The organism is Pseudomonas poae, from assembly GCF_001439785.1.
Classification (GTDB): Bacteria; Pseudomonadota; Gammaproteobacteria; order Pseudomonadales; family Pseudomonadaceae; genus Aquipseudomonas; species Aquipseudomonas poae.
The window spans coordinates 143,399-161,862 of sequence record NZ_JYLI01000008.1 but is presented as its reverse complement, the minus strand read 5'-3'; the positions used below and the strand labels follow the sequence as shown (position 1 = coordinate 161,862).

The window sequence follows — 18,464 nt, the reverse complement described above, 5'->3', positions numbered from 1 at the left end:
CATGACCGACACTACCGTTCGCGAAGGCGCGCTGAACCTGGGCGCCACCGAAGAAACCAGCGAGTTCGCATCCCTGCTGATGCAGGAATTCAAGCCCAAGACCGAGCGTGCCCGCGAAGCCGTGGAAACCGCCGTGCGCACCCTGGCCGAACAGGCCCTGGCGCAAACCGATCTGGTGTCCAATGACGCGATCAAGTCGATCGAATCGATCATCGCCGCCATCGACGCCAAGCTCACCGCCCAGGTCAACCAGATCATCCACCACCAGGACTTCCAGCAACTGGAAAGCGCCTGGCGTGGCCTGCACTACCTGGTCAACAACACCGAGAGCGATGAGCAGCTGAAAATTCGCGTGCTCAACATCTCCAAACCCGAACTGCACAAGACCCTGAAGAAATTCAAGGGCACCGCGTGGGACCAGAGCCCGATCTTCAAGAAGATGTATGAAGAAGAATACGGTCAGTTCGGCGGCGAACCTTACGGCTGTCTGGTGGGCGACTACTACTTCGATCAGTCGCCACCGGACGTGGAACTGCTGGGCGAGCTGTCGAAAGTCTGCGCTGCCATGCACTCGCCGTTCATCGCTGCGGCCTCGCCGACCGTGATGGGCATGGGCTCGTGGCAGGAGCTGTCGAACCCGCGCGACCTGACCAAGATTTTCACCACCCCGGAATACGCCGGCTGGCGCTCGCTGCGTGAATCGGAAGACTCGCGCTACATCGGCCTGACCATGCCGCGCTTCCTCGCGCGCCTGCCGTACGGCGCCAAGACCGACCCGGTGGAGGCGTTCGCCTTCGAAGAAAACACCGACGGCGCGGACAGCTCCAAGTACACCTGGGCCAACGCCGCGTACGCGATGGCGGTGAACATCAACCGTTCGTTCAAACACTACGGCTGGTGCTCGCGCATCCGTGGTATCGAGTCCGGCGGCGAAGTGGAAAACCTGCCGGCGCACACGTTCCCGACCGATGACGGCGGCGTGGACATGAAGTGCCCGACCGAAATCGCCATCAGCGACCGCCGTGAAGCGGAGCTGGCGAAAAACGGTTTCATGCCGCTGCTGCACAAGAAAAACACCGACTTCGCCGCGTTCATCGGCGCCCAGTCATTGCAGAAGCCAGCCGAATACGACGACCCGGACGCCACCGCCAACGCCAACCTGGCTGCGCGCCTGCCGTACCTGTTCGCCACCTGCCGTTTCGCGCACTACTTGAAGTGCATCGTTCGCGACAAGATCGGTTCCTTCAAAGAGAAGGACGAGATGCAGCGCTGGTTGCAGGACTGGATCCTCAACTACGTCGACGGCGACCCGGCGCACTCCACCGAAACCACCAAGGCCCAGCACCCGTTGGCGGCCGCCGAAGTGATCGTGGAAGAAGTGGAAGGCAACCCGGGGTACTACAACTCCAAGTTCTACCTGCGCCCGCACTACCAGCTTGAAGGGCTGACGGTGTCGTTGCGTCTGGTCTCGAAGCTGCCTTCGGCGAAAAGCGCGTAAGTAACGGTTGAACCGGCTCTTCTGTGGGAGCAGGGCTTGCCCGCGATGCAGACAACTTGGTTTGTCAGTCAGACCGCGGTGATGCAATCGCAGGCGAGCCAGCTCCCACAGAGAAGCACTGCCCCTTTGGGGCATAACAAATTCAGTGGCCCGTGCCACACAGGGAGAAATCATGGCTGTTGATATTTTCATCAAGATCGGCGACATCAAGGGCGAGTCCATGGACAAGGCCCACAAGGACGAAATCGACGTGCTGAACTGGAGCTGGGGCATGGCCCAGTCCGGCAACATGCACGTGGGCGGTGGTGGCGGCGCCGGCAAGGTAAATATCCAGGACCTGTCGCTGACCAAGTATGTCGACAAGGCCTCGCCCAACCTGATGATGCACTGCGCCAGCGGCAAGCACATCGACAAGGTCAAGCTCACCGTGCGCAAGGCCGGTGGTGAAAGCCAGGTCGAGTACATGGTGATCAACCTGGAAGAAGTGCTGGTCACGTCCCTGAGCACCGGCGGCTCGGGCAGCGATGATCGCCTGACCGAGAACGTCACGCTTAACTTCGCCCAGGTGCTGGTCGACTACCAGCCACAGAAAGCCGACGGCACCAAAGACGGCGGCCCGATCAAGTTCGGCTGGAACATCCGGTCCAACACCAAGCGTTGATACAACACACCCCCGTCGTTACGCGCCGGGGGTTTTGGTGCTTGCTCGCATTCGACCTTTTCCTCTTCGGTATCTGAGTCATGGCCAAACCGTCGTTTATCAATTTGTGGAACAGCTACCCCACCGTCAAAAACCCTTGCGACCAACCGTGGGGCAATCAGTGCGCTATCCGTATGAGCGTCGCGCTCAATGGCGAGCTGAATATCAAGGTCAATAAATCGACCTATACCGACCCAAAATGCAAACACGACCATGCTCGCGGTGCTGAATCCCTGGCCAATTGGCTCTGGCGTAATCACTTGGGCCGTCCGACCATTCTCAGTGGCAGTGCGGCCGACCGGCTGACGCTGAATCAAAAAACCGGAATTGTTTTCTTCAAGGATTGCTTTGCACGTGCCGGCGAACCCGAGAGCGAGCGTACCGGTGACCATATCGACCTGTGGAACCGAGGCCGAACCAAAGGCTTTTTCGATGGCGACTTTCTCTCCAAACAGGTCTGGTTCTGGGAGTTGCAATGATCGCTAAAACGTTAAAATCAATGCTGTTCGCCAACCTGTTGATCAGCTTGAGCGCGTGCGCCGAGCCCGCTCCGAACCCGCTCGACGCACCTGCTCGCACGCAGGGGGTATTCGCCGGTCAGGCCATCCAGCTCGTGGACGCCAAGGGTCAATGTGCGGTGCTCAAGCCCGACCAGACTCATCTGGCACTGGGAATGGAATGGCCCTGCTACTTCAACCTGAATCCAAAAGGTGAATTACGGGTAGAGACGTTCAGGGGTGTGCCGATTTTTCTGGTCGAGCGTAGCGTGCCAGAGCCTGCACCGAGCCAAGACTGCTTGACCCAATCCCAGGCCGTACGCTTGATCAACGGTCGCCTGGAAGCTTCAACGGTCAATCCAAGCGCCATGTGCGGCTATGGTCAGGAAGACCAGAAAATGTTCACGGCCCTCTTCCGGTGGTAACCGAAATCGCCCCGCGCGACCGTCTGCAACCGTCCCTGCTGGACCGGCTGACCGACGACGACCCGACCAACCCCAAGGAGAGCGCTGACAAACGCGTGCTGTCCCTGACCCAATTGAAAGCCTCGGTGCTGCGCGACCTGGCGTGGCTGCTCAACACCACCTCGCTGCTCGATGCCGATGCCACCCTGCACACGCCGGCCGGCACGTCCGTGATCAATTACGGCCTGCCAGCGCTGGCGGGCAACAGCGTTTCCAGCGTGGATATCAAAGCGCTCGAAGCCTTGATCTACCAGGCCATCGCCACTTTTGAACCGCGCATTTTGCGCCACACCCTGCGCGTCAAGGCCCGCGTCGGCCAGGGCGAGATGAATCACAACGCCCTGAGTTTCGAGATCGAAGGCGACCTGTGGGCGCAGCCGGTGCCGTTGCGCCTGCTGCTGCAAACCGATCTGGACCTGGAGTCCGGCCATGTGCGCGTGGTCAACGCCGATCAGCGGAGACGCCCATGAACCCGCGCCTGCTGGAGCTGTACAACCAGGAACTGCACCACGTGCGCGAAAGCGCCGCCGAGTTCGCCAGGGAATACCCGAAGATCGCCAGTCGGCTGACATTGTCCGGCATGGACTGCGCCGACCCGTACGTCGAACGCCTGCTCGAAGGCTTTGCCTACCTCACGGCCCGCGTGCAGCTCAAGCTCGATGCCGAGTACCCGACCTTCACCCACAACCTGTTGGAAATTGCCTACCCGCACTACCTGGCGCCGACCCCGTCGATGACCGTGGTGCAATTGCAGACCGACCCGGATGAGGGCTCCCTGGCCAGTGGTTTCCCATTGCCGCGCGACACCGTACTGCGCGCGGCCCTGGGCCGTGAAACCCAGACCTGCTGCGAGTACCGCACCGCGCACCCGGTGACGCTGTGGCCGTTGCAGGTCAGCAACGCCGAATATTTCGGCAACCCCGCCGCCGTGCTCGGACGCCTGGCCGCCAGCGAACCGAAAGCCAAGGCCGGCCTGCGCCTGACCCTGCGCACCGGTGCCGAGCTGCCGTTCAACAGCCTCGACCTGGACAACCTGCCGCTGTACCTCAGCGGTGCCGACGAGCAACCCTTTCGCCTCTACGAACAATTGCTCGGCAATGCCTGCGCCGTGTTTGCGCGCAAGCCGGGTGGCGACTGGGTCGAGCGTCTGCCCAAAGACGCGCTGCGCTCGCGCGGCTTTGACGATGCCGACGCGGCAATGCCGGTGGTGGCTCGTGCGTTCCAGGGTTATCGCCTGCTGCAGGAATACTTCGCCCTGCCCCACCGCTTTCTGTTCGTCGAATTCGCCGAGCTGAGCCGCGCAGTCAAACGCTGCGACGGCCAGGAGCTGGAACTGATCGTGCTGTTCAACCGCCACGAGCCGAGCCTGGAAGGCAGCGTCGGCGCGGCACAGTTCCTGCCGTTCTGCACGCCGGCGATCAACCTGTTCCCCAAGCGCGTGGACCGCATTCACTTGTCCGACCGGGTCAACGAACACCATGTGATCGCCGACCGCACGCGGCCGATGGACTTCGAGATTCACTCTTTGAGCGGTATCACCGGCCACGGCACCGGGCCGGAGCAGCCGTTCCTGCCGTTTTACGCGGTGCGCGATCCATCACGCTACGGCCGTGACCAGGCTTACTACACCGTGCGCCGCGAGCCCCGCGTGTTGTCCAGCGACCAGCGCCGCAACGGCCCGCGCTCCACCTATGTGGGCAGCGAAACTTTCGTCAGCCTGGTGGACAGCCGCCAGGCGCCCTATGGCCATGACTTGCGCCAATTGGGCGTGACGGCGCTGTGCACCAACCGCGACCTGCCGCTGTTCATGAGCGTGGGCAACGGCAAGACCGATTTCACCCTGGCCGACAGCGCGCCGGTGTTGGCTGTGCGTTGTGTGGCAGGGCCGAGCCGTCCGCGCGCCAGCCACGCCCACGATGCGAAGGCGTGGCGCTTGATCAGCCAGCTGTCGCTCAACTATTTGTCACTGAGCGAGCAAGGCCAGGGTGCCGGCGCCCTGCGTGAACTGCTGCGCCTGTATGGCGACAGCAACGATGCCGCCCTGCCCTTGCAGATCGAGGGCCTGCGCGAGGTCAGCAGCAAAGCGGTGACCCGGCGCCTGCCGATGCCCGGCCCGATTGTGTTCGGGCGCGGCCTGGAGATCACCCTCGGATTTGATGAAAACGCGTTTCGCGGCACCGGTGTGTTTCTGCTCGGTGCGGTGCTCGAACGCTTCCTGGCACGCTACGTGTCGATCAACAGTTTTACCGAAACGGTGATCCGTACCACCGAACGCGGCGAGATCATGCGATGGAAAGCCACGCCCGGACGGCGTCCGACCCTGTGAGTACCCTGGACGCGATGCACCAGGAGCCCTGGGAATATGATTTTTTCCAGGCGCTGCGGCGTATCGAATGCGAATCGCCGGACCTGCCGCGCCTGGGCCACTCCCTGCGCCTGGCGGACGACCCGCTGCGCATGGGGCAACAGGCCGACTGCACGTTCGCTCCGGCTACGCTGGCGTCGGTCGACCCCGGTGGCGACGGCAAACCGGCGCGGCTCGAACAGTTTTTCTTCGGCCTCGGCGGCCCCAACGGCCCGCTGCCGCTGCATATCACCGAGTACGTGCGCGAACGCCAGCGCAACAACGCCGACAGCACCAGCAAGCAGTTTTTGGATGTGTTCCATCACCGTCTGCTGAGTCTGTTTTACCGGGCATGGGCCGAGGCGCGGCCGACGGTCAGCCACGACCGCCCGGACGATGACTACTGGTCCGCGCGCCTGGCGGCGTTAAGCGGCCGGGGCATGCCGAGTCTGTTGAACCAGGGGCTGATCCCCGACACGGCGAAGCTGCATTACAGCGGTCATCTGTCGGCGCAAACCCGCTACCCGGACGGTTTGAAGGCGATTCTCGGCGAGTACTTCGGCCTGCCGGTGGAGATCGAGGAATACGTCGGCCAATGGCTGGAACTGCCCGAGCGCAGCCGCGTGGGCGTGAGCGCCAACCAGCTGGGCGTGGACTTCTGCCTGGGCAGCCATGTGTGGGACCGCCAGCATAAATTCCGCATCCGCCTGGGCCCGCTCACGCTGGAGGATTACATGGGCATGCTGCCAGGCGGTCAGCCGTTCAACGAGCTGGTGGCGTGGGTGGCCGAGTACCTGGGCCATGAACTGGACTGGGACCTGAACCTGATTCTGCAACAACCCGAAGTCCCAACACTGCAGCTTAACGGCCAGTTCCGCCTGGGCTTCAACACCTGGCTCGGCCAACCCGAGCGGGACGCCAACGACCTAATCCTGGCCCGGCATTACGCCGATTACGCCACCACCTCAAGGAATCCAGAGCATGGGTGAAATCAGTCGCGCCGCACTGTTCGGCAAACTCAACAGCGTGGCCTACAAGGCCATCGAAGCCGCCACCGTGTTCTGCAAGCTGCGGGGCAACCCGTATGTGGAACTGGCTCACTGGTTCCACCAGTTGCTGCAACTGCAGGACTCGGACCTGCACCGCATCATCCGCCAGTTCAACGTGGAACCGGCGCGTCTGGCCCGTGACCTCACCGAAGCCCTGGACCGCCTGCCGCGCGGCTCGACGTCGATCACCGACCTGTCCTCCCACGTGGAAGAAGCCGTGGAGCGCGGCTGGGTGTACGGCAGCCTGATGTTTGGCGAAAGCCAGGTGCGCACCGGGTATCTGGTGCTGGGCATCTTGAAGACGCCGAGCCTGCGTCACGCCCTGCTGGGCTTGTCCGCCGAGTTCGACAAGATCAAGCCCGAAGCCCTGAGCGAGCGCTTTGACGAATACGTTGGCGACTCGCCGGAAAACGCCTTGAGCGCCAGCGACGGTTTCAATGCCGGCGTGCCCGGCGAAGCCAGCGGCGCCATGGCGCCCAGCGCGATGGGCAAGCAGGAAGCCCTCAAACGCTTCACCGTGGACCTCACCGAACAGGCGCGCAGCGGCAAGCTTGACCCGATCGTGGGACGTGACGAAGAGATCCGCCAACTGGTGGACATCCTGATGCGCCGACGCCAGAACAACCCGATCCTCACCGGTGAAGCCGGCGTGGGCAAGACCGCCGTGGTCGAAGGGTTCGCCCTGCGTATCGTCGCCGGTGACGTACCGCCGGCGCTCAAGGATGTGGAGCTGCGCAGCCTCGACGTGGGCCTGCTGCAAGCCGGCGCCAGCATGAAAGGCGAGTTCGAACAGCGCCTGCGCCAGGTCATCGAAGACGTGCAAGCCTCACCCAAGCCGATCATTCTGTTCATCGACGAAGCCCACACCCTGGTGGGTGCCGGTGGCGCCGCCGGCACGGGCGATGCAGCCAATCTGCTCAAGCCTGCGCTGGCCCGTGGCACCCTGCGTACCGTGGCCGCCACCACCTGGGCCGAGTACAAAAAGCACATCGAGAAAGACCCGGCCCTGACCCGCCGCTTCCAGGTGGTCCAGGTGGCCGAGCCGTCAGAAGACAAGGCGCTGCTGATGATGCGCGGCGTGGCGTCGACCATGGAGAAGCACCATCAGGTGCAGGTGCTCGACGAAGCCCTGGAAGCTTCGGTGAAGTTGTCGCACCGCTACATCCCCGCTCGCCAGCTACCTGACAAATCCGTGAGCCTGCTGGACACTGCCTGCGCCCGCGTCGCCATCAGCCTGCACGCCGTGCCCGCCGAAGTGGACGACAGCCGCCGCCGCATCGAAGCACTGGAAACCGAGCTGCAGATCATCGCCCGCGAACATGCCATCGGCATCGACATTGGCGCGCGCCAAACCAACGCCGAGGCGCTGTTGAGCGCTGAGCGCGAGCGCCTGACCACCCTGGAAAGCCGCTGGGCCGAAGAGAAGACCCTGGTGGATGAGTTGCTCGCCACCCGCGCAACCCTGCGCGAAAAAGCCGGCGTGGTGGACAGCGGCAGCGATGAGTTGCGCACGCAACTGGTCGACCTGCAACAACGCCTCAGCGCCCTGCAGGGCGAAACCCCACTGATCCTGCCGACCGTGGATTACCAGGCCGTGGCCTCGGTGGTCGCCGACTGGACCGGCATCCCGGTGGGCCGTATGGCACGCAACGAGTTGGAGACGGTGCTCAACCTCGATCAGCACCTGAAGAAACGCATCATCGGCCAGGACCACGCCTTGCAGATGATCGCCAAGCGCATCCAGACGTCCCGCGCCGGCCTCGACAACCCGAGCAAGCCGATTGGCGTGTTCATGCTCGCCGGCACTTCCGGCGTGGGCAAGACCGAAACCGCCCTTGCCCTGGCTGAAGCCATGTACGGCGGTGAGCAGAACGTGATCACCATCAACATGAGCGAGTTCCAGGAAGCCCACACGGTATCGACGCTCAAGGGCGCGCCACCGGGCTACATCGGCTACGGCGAAGGCGGCGTGCTGACCGAAGCGGTGCGGCGCAAGCCCTACAGCGTGGTGCTGCTGGACGAAGTGGAAAAAGCTCACCCGGATGTGCATGAAATCTTCTTCCAGGTGTTCGATAAAGGCGTGATGGAAGACGGCGAAGGCCGGGTGATCGACTTCAAGAACACCCTGATCCTGCTGACCACCAACGCCGGTACCGAGCTGATTTCCCAGGTGTGCAAGGACCCGGCGAACATCCCCGAGCCCGAGGAAATCGCCAAGGCCCTGCGCCAGCCGCTGCTGGAGATTTTCCCGCCGGCGCTGCTGGGCCGCCTGGTGACGATTCCGTACTACCCGCTGAGTGACACGATGCTCAAGGCGATCACCCGCCTGCAATTGGGCCGCATCAAGAAGCGTGTGGAGAGCACCCACAAAGTCGCCTTCGACTACGACGATGCGGTGGTCGACCTGATCGTGTCGCGCTGCACCGAAACCGAAAGCGGCGGGCGCATGATCGACACCATCCTCACCAACAGCCTGTTGCCGGACATGAGCCGTGAATTCCTCACGCGCATGCTTGAAGGCAAGGCGCTGGCGGGGGTGCGGATCAGCAGCCGGGATAACGAATTGCACTATCAGTTCAACGATTGACCTGAAGAAACACGATCAAACTGTGGGAGCTGGCTTGCCTGCGATAGCGGTCTGACATCCAACATCAATGTCGACAGATCCACCGTAATCGCAGGCAAGCCAGCTCCCACATGGATACGGTTTCTTCAGGGATGACGATACAGACAGGACAACCGATGCTATTCAACCAAGCCTCACGCCTGGCCAAAATCACCAGCCCCCTCGGGCCGGATGTGCTGCTGCTCAATGAAATGGGCGGCGGTGAAGAGCTGGGCAGGCTGTTCAACTATGAGCTGCAACTGACGTCACTGGACGCCAACATCGATCTCAACCAATTGCTGGGCAAGCCGATGAGCGTGGGCGTGCAACTGGCGGACGGCGGCGAGCGGCACTTCAACGGCATCGTCGCGCGCTGCAGCCAGAACATCGACCAAGGCCAGTTCGCCAGTTACCAGGTAACACTGCGCCCGTGGTTGTGGCTGCTGAGCCGCACCTCGGATTGCCGGATTTTCCAGAACCTGAGCATCCCGCAGATCATCAAGCAGGTGTTTCGCGACCTGGGCTTTTCCGACTTCGAAGACGCCCTGAGCCGGCCGTACCGCGAGTGGGAATACTGCGTGCAGTACCGCGAGACCAGCTTTGATTTCGTCAGCCGCTTGATGGAGCAGGAAGGGATCTACTACTTCTTCCGCCATGAGCAGGACCGCCATGTACTGGTGCTGGCCGATGCCTACGGTGCCCACACCACGGTGCCGGGCTACGCGTCGATTCCGTACTACCCCAAAGACGAGCAGCAGCGCGAACGCGACCACATGCACAACTGGCACCTGGCCCAGGAGGTGCAGCCCGGCTCGCTGGAGCTTAACGACTACGACTTCCAGCGCCCCAGCGCCAGCATCGACGTGCGCTCGGCCATGCCGCGCCCGCACGCCGCCGGCGACTACCCGCTGTACGACTACCCCGGCACTTACGTGCAAAGCGCCGATGGCGAACACTACGCGCGCACCCGCATCGAGGCACTGCAAACCCTGCACGAGCAGATCGAGTTCGCCGGCAATGCCCGTGGCCTGGGTTCGGGTCATCTGTTCAGCCTTACCGGCTTCAGCCGCCAGGACCAGAACCGCGAATACCTGATTGTCGGCTGCCGCTACTACATCACCCAGGAAAGCCTGGAAAGCGGCGGTGGCACGGCCTCGGCGCAATTTGAAAGCAGCCTGACCTGCATCGACGCCCAGCAGAGCTTCCGCCCGCTGGCCAACACCCATCGACCCATCGTCAAAGGCCCTCAGACCGCACTGGTGGTCGGCCCCAAGGGCGAGGAAATCTGGACCGACCAATACGGCCGCGTGAAGGTGCACTTTTACTGGGACCGTCACGACCAGTCCAACGAGAACAGCTCGTGCTGGATTCGTGTCTCACAGTCCTGGGCCGGCAAGAACTGGGGCTCGATGCAGATTCCACGCATCGGCCAGGAAGTGATCGTGAGCTTTCTGGAAGGTGACCCGGACCGGCCGATCATCACCGGGCGCGTTTACAACGCCGAGCAGACGGTGCCTTACGACCTGCCAGAGAACGCCACCCAGAGCGGCCTGAAAAGCCGTTCGAGCAAGGGCGGCACGCCGGCCAACTTCAATGAAATCCGCATGGAGGACAAGAAGGGGCTGGAGCAGTTGTATATCCACGCCGAGCGCAATCAGGACATTGTGGTGGAAGTGGATGAGAGCCACTCGGTGGGGCATGACCGCAACAAGAGCATCGGCCACAACGAGACGGTAACCATCGGCAACAACCGACTGCGCATCGTCAAACAGGAAGACATTCTTTCGGTCGGGCAAAAGAAGACCGACAGTATCAGCCAGAGCTACGTGATTGAAGTGGGTGAAAACCTGCGCCTGGTCTGCGGCGAAAGCATCCTGGAATTGAACGCCAGCGGGCAGATCAACCTCACCGGCGTGCAAATCAGCTTCTATGCCAGCGGCGATGCCGAGTTCAACACCGGCGGCGTGCTGCACCTGAACAACGGCGGTGGCGCTGGCGCCACGCCTGACGGCCAGGGCGTGAAAGCCAGCATCGACGCCAATATCAAAGCCGCCTTCCCCGCGCCCAAAAGCTCCTGACGAGACTGTTTGCCATGACGTACCGCATCAACGAATTTCAGTTTCAACTGCCGGCCGCCGAGTTGCAGGACGCGACGATCAACATCCTCAAGTTCCCCGAACTGGGCACCTCCCTGATCGTCAGCCGCAGTTTGCTGGCCGATGGCGAAACCCTGCACAGCAACTTCAACGACCAGCTCCAGCGCCTGGAAAAGCAGGTGCAGGATTTGCGTTATCAGCCGGGCGTCGACGTGCGCCTGGGTGCGGCGCAGGAAGTCGAAGGCATCGAACTGCGCAGCCAGTTCAACAAGGGCAATGACAAGGTGTTCCAGTATCAACTGGCACTAGTGATTCCGGGCACCCGCAAGATGCTTGCCTTGAGTTATGTGAAGGCGGACACGCTTGGGGATGCCGAGGCGGCGCATTGGGCGTTGATCAAAAACTCGTTGTCGTTTGACGCTATTTCTTGATGAGCGGCTCGCATGTCTGACGCATTATGGGCGGCCCGAATGGGCGACGCACTCTCCCACACCTCGATGATGGCAGACATCCTTGGCGGGGTGCTGGAGGTCGCGGCCAACGTAGCGATTACTGCGCTGGCGACTGCCGCTGTCGCAGCTGCCGTGGGGGTGACCATTGCTACCGCCGGCATCGGCGGCTGCATCCTCGGCGCGGTGGTGGGCATAGTTGTCGGCATGGCCATGAGCAAGACGGGGGCCGACAAGGGCCTCAGTAAGATGTGCGAGAGCTTCGCCAATGCACTGTTCCCGCCCGTGGTGGAAGCCACGATTGCGGTGGGCTCGACAGACACGTTCGTCAACGGCATCCCCGCTGCACGCGCTGCAGGCTCAATCCCCTCGCATGTTGCTCCCGCAGGCACGGAGCTTGAACCAGACTCGGCAGAGCCCGAGCCCATACCACAAGCAGAACCTGGCTTTCTGGACATGGCAGAGAGTTTCTTCTCCCAGCTATGGCGGCCGACCGTTGCCACGCCCACACCAGGCGTTATTCCTGCGCTCACCGATATGGTCCTTTGCGCTCGTCATCCGCCAATGCCACCCCAGCTCCTCGCCGAAGGTTCGGATAAGGTCACCGTCAACGGCCAGCCCGCCGTACGCAGTGGTGACCGCAGCATGTGCGAGGCGACGGTGGTGTCGTCGGGTCTTATCTCGCCAAATGTCACGATTGGCGGCGGCACGGTGGTGGTGCAGGAGATTCGCAGCGGGAAAACTCCTGGCGTAGGTTTGGCGATTGAAGCGTTGATGATGCTCAAAGGTGCCAAGGGCAAAACACTGAGTAATTTGCCGTGCATGTTGCTGGGCGGCGTCAGCTCTTACGCTGTGAGTCAAGCCATTGGCGCAATGACCAATGCTGCGCTCGGCTCACCCAACCCCGTGCACGCTGCCACAGGCGCAAAAGTGCTGGGTGACAGCAATGAAATGGATTTTGCATTACCAGGGTTGTTGCCTATCGTCTGGCAGCGCTTCTACAACAGCCGCGATGAACGTCGTGATGGTCTGTTGGGGGCAGGATGGAGTGTGTCCTATGAAGTGGATGTTGAAATCCAGCCACATCCAGACGGTGGCGATCAACTGATCTACACCGATGAGCAGGGACGACGCATCAACTTGGGCTCACTGAGCCTGGGTGCGGCGATGTTCAGTGCTGGAGAAGGCTTGAGCATACGTCGCCATCTCAATGGTCAATTGCTGATCGAAAGCATGGAGGGTTTGTACCGTCTGTTTGAGCCGGCACCGGCGTCGTCCTCCTTGCTTCGACTGAGTCAACTGGGGGATCGCAATAACAACAGTGTCTATCTGGATTACGGTGATGATGGGCAACTTTGGAGGCTGCGCAACTCCTTTGATCGCGTAAATATCGAACTCGCCTGTAGCCTGGGCAGGCTGATACAAGTTCAACGGATTTACCCTGACCAAAGTCGTGAAGTGTTGGTCACTTATGACTATGACGCAAACGGCGACCTGATTGAAGTCAGAGACAGTGCGGGCGAGGTGCGCCGTCGCTTTTCTTACGACACCGGCCGGCGAATGGTGGAGCACCAGCTACCGGCTGGCCTTAGATGCTTCTATCAATGGGCTTTCGTTGACAATCTTGAGTGGCGGGTCATCAAGCACTGGACCGAGGAAGGTGACGAGTATCAGTTTGATTACGACTTGGCTGCAGGCATCACGCGGATTACCGATAACCTGCAACGCGTCAGCGTTCGCAAATGGGATGCGCTGCACCAAATCACCGAATACACCGATAACCTTGATCAGACCTGGCTTTTCGAGTGGAACGATGAGCGTCAATTACTCGGTGCAACTGACCCGCTAGGTGGTCAATACCGATACGTTTATGACGAGTCGGGCAACCTGATTAGCAGCCTGGACCCCTTGGGCCGCGCCGACTCCACCATTTGGCTGGAGCATTGGTCACTTCCACTGATCGAGACGGATGCGGCAGGGAACAGCTGGCAATATCGCTACGATAGCCGCGGTAATTGCATACGCGAAACCGATCCTCTTGGGCATATCACCCGATACCAGTACGACATGAATGGGCAAGTCATCGAGATCATCGATGCCACTGGAAAAAGTAAAAAGCTGCGCTGGACCCCACTTGGCCAACTGGCTGAACATATAGATTGCTCCGGTTACCCAACGCGCCTGAGCTACAACCACCGTGGCTATCTGCAAGCCATCACAAACGCACTTGGAGAGCACACGCAGTTTAGTTATGACCATCAAGGTCGATTAATCAGCACTCGATTACCCGATGGTCGTACGGAACATTTTGGGCGTGATTCGAGCGGACAATTGACCGCCTATACGGACCTGGCAGGGCATACCACTCACTATCAGCACAACCGACGAGGGCAGATCCGCCTACGCACAGACGCCCTTGGACGGCAAGTGCGATTCAGTTATGACAACTATGGTCGTTTGTACGTACTGACGAATGAGAATGGCGAAAGCTATCGGTTTACCTGGGATGCCGGAAACCGGCTGATAGAGCAGCAAGATCTCGATGGCAGCGCCAAGCGCTACCACTACGACAAGCTCGACAACGTCACCTTGGCGTCCTGTATTCCTGCCCCCTTCGGGACCGGTTTGGATATCGTCCCGACGGCGCCCATAGCGCCAATTGATCACGTCCTTGAACGCGACAGAGCAGGCCGCCTGACGGCAAAGATCACCGAAGACGGCAAAACAGAATACGCCCACGATCCGCTGGACCAACTGACGGCCATCACGTTTACCGACAATCAGGGGCGGCAACAAAAGCTCACCTTCACATATGACCCGCTGGGGCAACTCATCAGGGAGCAGAGTGATACAGGAAGGCTGCGGCACCACTACGACGAACTCGGCAACCTGGTCCAGACTCAACTACCCGATGGCCGTTGGCTGAACCGCCTTTACTACGGAAGCGGTCACCTCCATCAAATCAACTTGGACGGGAAGGTGATCAGTGATTTCGAGCGAGACCGTTTGCATCGAGAAATACTGCGCACACAGGGCCAGGTCTTCACTCGCAGCGAATATGACCGCAGCGGTCGTATCCGCTCACGGGTGAGGCGATTGGCCGACCAGCCCAAGCTTTCCTTGGGCACCACAAGTCGCCAATTTGAATATGATCCGGGTAATAACCTGATTGGGCGCCTGGATGAGAACCCCACTCGCCCGTCTCGACAACTCCTTCACTACGACGCCACGGGCAGAATTATTGCGAGCCAGGACAGCGGACAGGGACAACATGAAACATTCGCCTATGACGCGGCAGCAAACCTGCTTTCCAATACACACATAGGCGCTGGCTTGGTGGTGCACAACAAGGTATTGACGTATCAGGACAAGCGCTACCGCTACGACGCATTCGGTCGGATGATAGAAAAGCGAAGCGGAAGCCGAACGCTCCAGCGTTTCAAATACGATGCAGAACACCGCTTGATAGAGGTGCACAATCAAAACGGCAGCACTGAAACAGTGGTGTCGATGCTCTACGACCCTCTGGGCCGTCGCATCGAAAAAAGGGTATATGACCCCAGAGGGTATCTAATAGGTCAAACGCGGTTCGACTGGGATGGTCTGCATCTGATACAAGAGCGCAGTCATCAGCAGACCACCCTGTACCTGTATGCCGACGAGGGTTACGAGCCACTGGCTCGCGTGGATGGATCCAAAGAGCAGCAAAAAGTCCGTTACTACCACAACGACTTGAATGGGTTGCCGGAACAATTGACGGAGCCTGACGGGCACCCTGTCTGGCAAGCCAGATACCAAGTCTGGGGCAACACCGCGCTTGAGAATCGCGAAGCTTACTTTATCGAAGAACAGAACCTCAGGTTTCAGGGGCAATATCTGGACCGGGAAATCGGGCTTCACTACAACACGTTCAGATTTTACGATCCAGACGTGGGACGGTTTACTACTCCAGATCCCATTGGACTCATGGGCGGACTGAACCTCTACCAGTACTCACCGAACCCTGTTTCCTATATCGATCCCCTAGGCCTGACGGGGTGTCAGCTGGCGGCTGCAATGAAAAAGAAGACGGGGCTTCCCAGACCTCCGAATTCCGCAGCGCATCACATCGTGGGTGAAACCTCAAAAGGCTCAGCGGCTGCCAGGAAAATTCTTAAAAAGCACAAAATAGATATCAACAGCGCTGAGAACGGTGTGTTCTTACCGAACAAAAACAACACCAATGGCATGCCTGGCATATTGCACAATGGCAGGCACCCCAACGACTATCTCGATACCGTCAATAGCCGCATCATCGCCGCCAGTAAAGCAGGAGGCAAAAAAGAGGTGCTTGCCGAATTAAAGAGCATGAAGGACAAATTGTCTTCGGCCAGCAGAGACTCCGACTGGAAAACTATATTGGGTGGACCATGAGCAGTATCTATTTATTGAAATCCAACGTCCGAGACCACAGTTCATTTATCCAGACCATGAACGATGATGAAGACAGCATCATGGCCCTTGCCATGGATCAGAACTGGCAGGCTTTCACAAAACCACCTTCACCTGTTTCACTCGAACTTAGAAAAAGTGACTCCGGGAAAAAAAATTATCAGTTCGATCTCAGTAGTGCCCTGAGGCCCTTTTTCGTTTTCAGTGAGTCTGCATTGGATGCGCTGAGCGACATACTCAAACCTCGCGGGCAAGTTCTGCCAGTGAAAACAGATAGCCAGAAAAAGCAATTTTCCGGTTACTACCCTACAAATGCCATGACCGGTTGCTTCGATAAAGAGAGATCGGTGTACCGCGTGGCAAAAAAGGGTTTATTGATTGAGCGCGTGGTGTTGATTTCGGCGCATATCAAGGATGACTACATGTTTTCGATCGAAGAAGATTTCACTCGAGTATTCGTGACGTCTGCGTTTAAACGTCGGGTTGAAGAGGCGGGACTGACTGGCTTTGATTTTTCCAGCGAAATAGAAACGTCGTAAGGCCGCCAAATTGACACTGGTTTGGCCGCGCAACGCTGGAAACACGAGAATAGCGCTGAGACCTCACAAAAAAATGGGCACCCAACCCAGTCGGCGTGCCCATTTTTTTCCGTACCACCCCGCCTCCCTTCGAGGCAGTACTGCCCGTTACGGGTTAACACTGTCCTTCAACGACTTGCCCGGCTTGAACGCCACGGTATTGCTCGCCTTGATCTTAACCGGCTCGCCGGTCTGCGGGTTTTTGCCGGTGCGGGCGCCGCGGTGGCGTTGCAGGAAGGTGCCGAAGCCAACGAGGGTGACGCTGTCCTTGCGGTGCAGGGCGCCGGTGATTTCTTCGAGGACGGCGTTGAGCACGCGGTTGGCCTGTTCTTTGGTGAGATCCGCTTTTTCAGCGATGGCGGCTGCGAGTTCTGGTTTACGCATAGATGAAGCCTCTTTGACGGTTTTTTGTTGTTATGTCCGTGCCGCTCTCTGGCGGAACGGCGCCCAAAGCGCCGCAGGCTCTACTCTGCGGCAGACGGAAGTGAGGATGGCATGCCCACAGACGCCGCGCCAGCCTCACGGCGACCTTTCTCTGGGCAAAAACGTGCTTATTCCGACAGAACGACAGGCATTTACGCCAGCAAAGGCGGGAGTTCCTTGTTGAGCGCCAGTTTTTCCATCACAGCGCTGCCAGTCAGCGCGTAGCCCAGCAGGCGGCCGCTGGTGTCGCGGCACAAGGCCTTGATGTTGGCGCCCTCGCCTTCGACGCTCCACACGCCTTCGGTGCCCCGTGGCGGTGGCGAGACCACCAGCGGGCAGACCGGGGTTTTTACCGTAACCGGCATCGGCCCGTAGCTGACCGCCGTGGCATTGCCGACCAGCGTCTGGGCCAGGGCGCGGGCGCAGGTCATGAGGGGCATCACGTACAGCAGGTTCAGACCCTCGACCTCGGCGCAGTCACCCAGGGCGTAGATATTGGCGTGTGAAGTCTTGAGGTGGCGGTCCACCATGATTCCACGGTTGATCTGCAGACCGGCGGCGGCGGCGAGGTCGACGCGCGGGCGCAGGCCGATGGCCGAGACCACCAGGTCGCACGGGATCACCTTGCCGTCCGACAAGTGGGCCTCAAGGCCCTCCGCCGTGCGTTGCAGGCGGTTGAGCACCGGGCCCAGATGGAAACGCGCGCCCAGGCCTTCCAGACCGGCCTGTACCGCAGCGGCCGCCGCCGGGTGCAGCAGGGTCGGCATGACGTGTTCGCACGGCGCCACCAGGTCGATCTCATAGCCACCGAGTATCAGGTCGTTGGCGAACTCGCAACCGATCAGGCCGGCGCCGAGCACCAGTACGCGGCGTTTGCCCGCAGCTGCGGCGCGAAAGCGGGCGTAGTCTTCAAGGTCGTTGATCGGGAAAATCAGCTCAGCCGCATCGCCTTCGACCGGCACGCGTACGGTTTCGGCGCCCCAGGCCAGAATCAGGTCGCGGTAGGCCACCGCTTCCTCGCCGATCCACAGGCGCTTGTGGCCCGGGTCTATACCGCTGATGCGAGTGTGGGTGCGCACTTCGGCCTTGAGTTGCTCGGCCATGGCGCCCGGTTCAGCCATGCTCAGGCCATCGGCCTCCTTGTTTTTGCCAAAGCCGGTGGAGAGCATGGGCTTGGAGTAGGAGCGCCCGTCATCGGCGGTGATCAGCAGCAAAGGCGTGTCGCTGTCGAGCTTGCGAAACTCCCGGGCCACGTTGTAACCGGCCAGTCCTGTGCCGATGATCACGACAGGTGCGTTCATTCCTTTCTCCTTGTAATACGGTTCTGAAA

General features: G+C 60.3%; 14 protein-coding genes. 12 read left to right on the top strand and 2 right to left on the bottom strand.

The window, feature by feature from the left end; genetic code table 11:
• Position 1: 1 nt before the first annotated feature.
• From tssC to TU75_RS11785, 12 genes are all read left to right on the top strand, one after another.
• On the top strand, positions 2-1,498 hold the full coding sequence (tssC, locus tag TU75_RS11840; RefSeq protein ID WP_003231690.1) for a type VI secretion system contractile sheath large subunit: 1,497 nt from the start codon (positions 2-4) through the stop codon (positions 1,496-1,498).
• A 172-nt stretch (positions 1,499-1,670) separates the two neighbouring features.
• Entirely contained in the window at positions 1,671-2,159 is a 489-nt protein-coding gene (locus TU75_RS11835; protein WP_003231692.1) for an Hcp family type VI secretion system effector, read from the top strand.
• A gap of 80 nt (positions 2,160-2,239) precedes the next feature.
• Positions 2,240-2,677 (top strand): type VI secretion system amidase effector protein Tae4, encoded by a 438-nt coding sequence (locus TU75_RS11830; protein ID WP_060549032.1) that lies wholly within the window; start codon positions 2,240-2,242, stop codon positions 2,675-2,677.
• Positions 2,674-3,120, top strand: coding sequence for a hypothetical protein (locus TU75_RS11825; RefSeq protein WP_060549031.1), 447 nt, complete (start codon positions 2,674-2,676; stop codon positions 3,118-3,120). The genes TU75_RS11830 and TU75_RS11825 overlap by 4 nt, the downstream gene beginning before the upstream one ends.
• Entirely contained in the window at positions 3,114-3,629 is a 516-nt protein-coding gene (tssE, locus tag TU75_RS11820; protein WP_015373310.1) for a type VI secretion system baseplate subunit TssE, read from the top strand. Before TU75_RS11825 ends, tssE begins: the two co-directional genes overlap by 7 nt.
• Positions 3,626-5,485 carry a type VI secretion system baseplate subunit TssF gene (gene tssF, locus TU75_RS11815; RefSeq protein ID WP_060549030.1) on the top strand — a complete coding sequence of 620 codons (1,860 nt, stop codon included), beginning with the start codon at positions 3,626-3,628 and terminating at the stop codon, positions 5,483-5,485. The genes tssE and tssF overlap by 4 nt, the downstream gene beginning before the upstream one ends.
• The gene (tssG, locus tag TU75_RS11810; RefSeq protein ID WP_060549029.1) at positions 5,449-6,492 is read left to right on the top strand and encodes a type VI secretion system baseplate subunit TssG; all 1,044 of its coding nucleotides are present in this window, start codon (positions 5,449-5,451) and stop codon (positions 6,490-6,492) included. The genes tssF and tssG overlap by 37 nt, the downstream gene beginning before the upstream one ends.
• Entirely contained in the window at positions 6,485-9,139 is a 2,655-nt protein-coding gene (gene tssH / locus TU75_RS11805; protein ID WP_060549028.1) for a type VI secretion system ATPase TssH, read from the top strand. Before tssG ends, tssH begins: the two co-directional genes overlap by 8 nt.
• Before the next feature lie 155 nt (positions 9,140-9,294).
• Complete coding sequence (locus tag TU75_RS11800; RefSeq protein WP_060549027.1) at positions 9,295-11,235, top strand: type VI secretion system Vgr family protein; 1,941 nt, start codon at positions 9,295-9,297, stop codon at positions 11,233-11,235.
• A gap of 14 nt (positions 11,236-11,249) precedes the next feature.
• Positions 11,250-11,684 carry a DcrB-related protein gene (locus TU75_RS11795; protein WP_003231706.1) on the top strand — a complete coding sequence of 145 codons (435 nt, stop codon included), beginning with the start codon at positions 11,250-11,252 and terminating at the stop codon, positions 11,682-11,684.
• A 12-nt stretch (positions 11,685-11,696) separates the two neighbouring features.
• Positions 11,697-16,115: an RHS repeat-associated core domain-containing protein gene (locus TU75_RS11790; protein WP_060549026.1), complete on the top strand. Its 4,419-nt coding sequence runs from the start codon at positions 11,697-11,699 to the stop codon at positions 16,113-16,115.
• On the top strand, positions 16,112-16,672 hold the full coding sequence (locus TU75_RS11785; RefSeq protein WP_060549025.1) for a hypothetical protein: 561 nt from the start codon (positions 16,112-16,114) through the stop codon (positions 16,670-16,672). Before TU75_RS11790 ends, TU75_RS11785 begins: the two co-directional genes overlap by 4 nt.
• A gap of 147 nt (positions 16,673-16,819) precedes the next feature.
• Here the strand turns inward: TU75_RS11785 and TU75_RS11780 are convergent, their stop codons facing one another.
• Together TU75_RS11780 and TU75_RS11775 are read right to left on the bottom strand one after the other, a co-directional pair.
• The gene (locus TU75_RS11780) at positions 16,820-17,095 is read right to left on the bottom strand and encodes an HU family DNA-binding protein (protein ID WP_003213368.1); all 276 of its coding nucleotides are present in this window, start codon (positions 17,093-17,095) and stop codon (positions 16,820-16,822) included.
• A 191-nt stretch (positions 17,096-17,286) separates the two neighbouring features.
• On the bottom strand, positions 17,287-18,435 hold the full coding sequence (locus tag TU75_RS11775; RefSeq protein ID WP_015373327.1) for an NAD(P)/FAD-dependent oxidoreductase: 1,149 nt from the start codon (positions 18,433-18,435) through the stop codon (positions 17,287-17,289).
• Between the last annotated feature and the right edge of the window lie 29 nt (positions 18,436-18,464).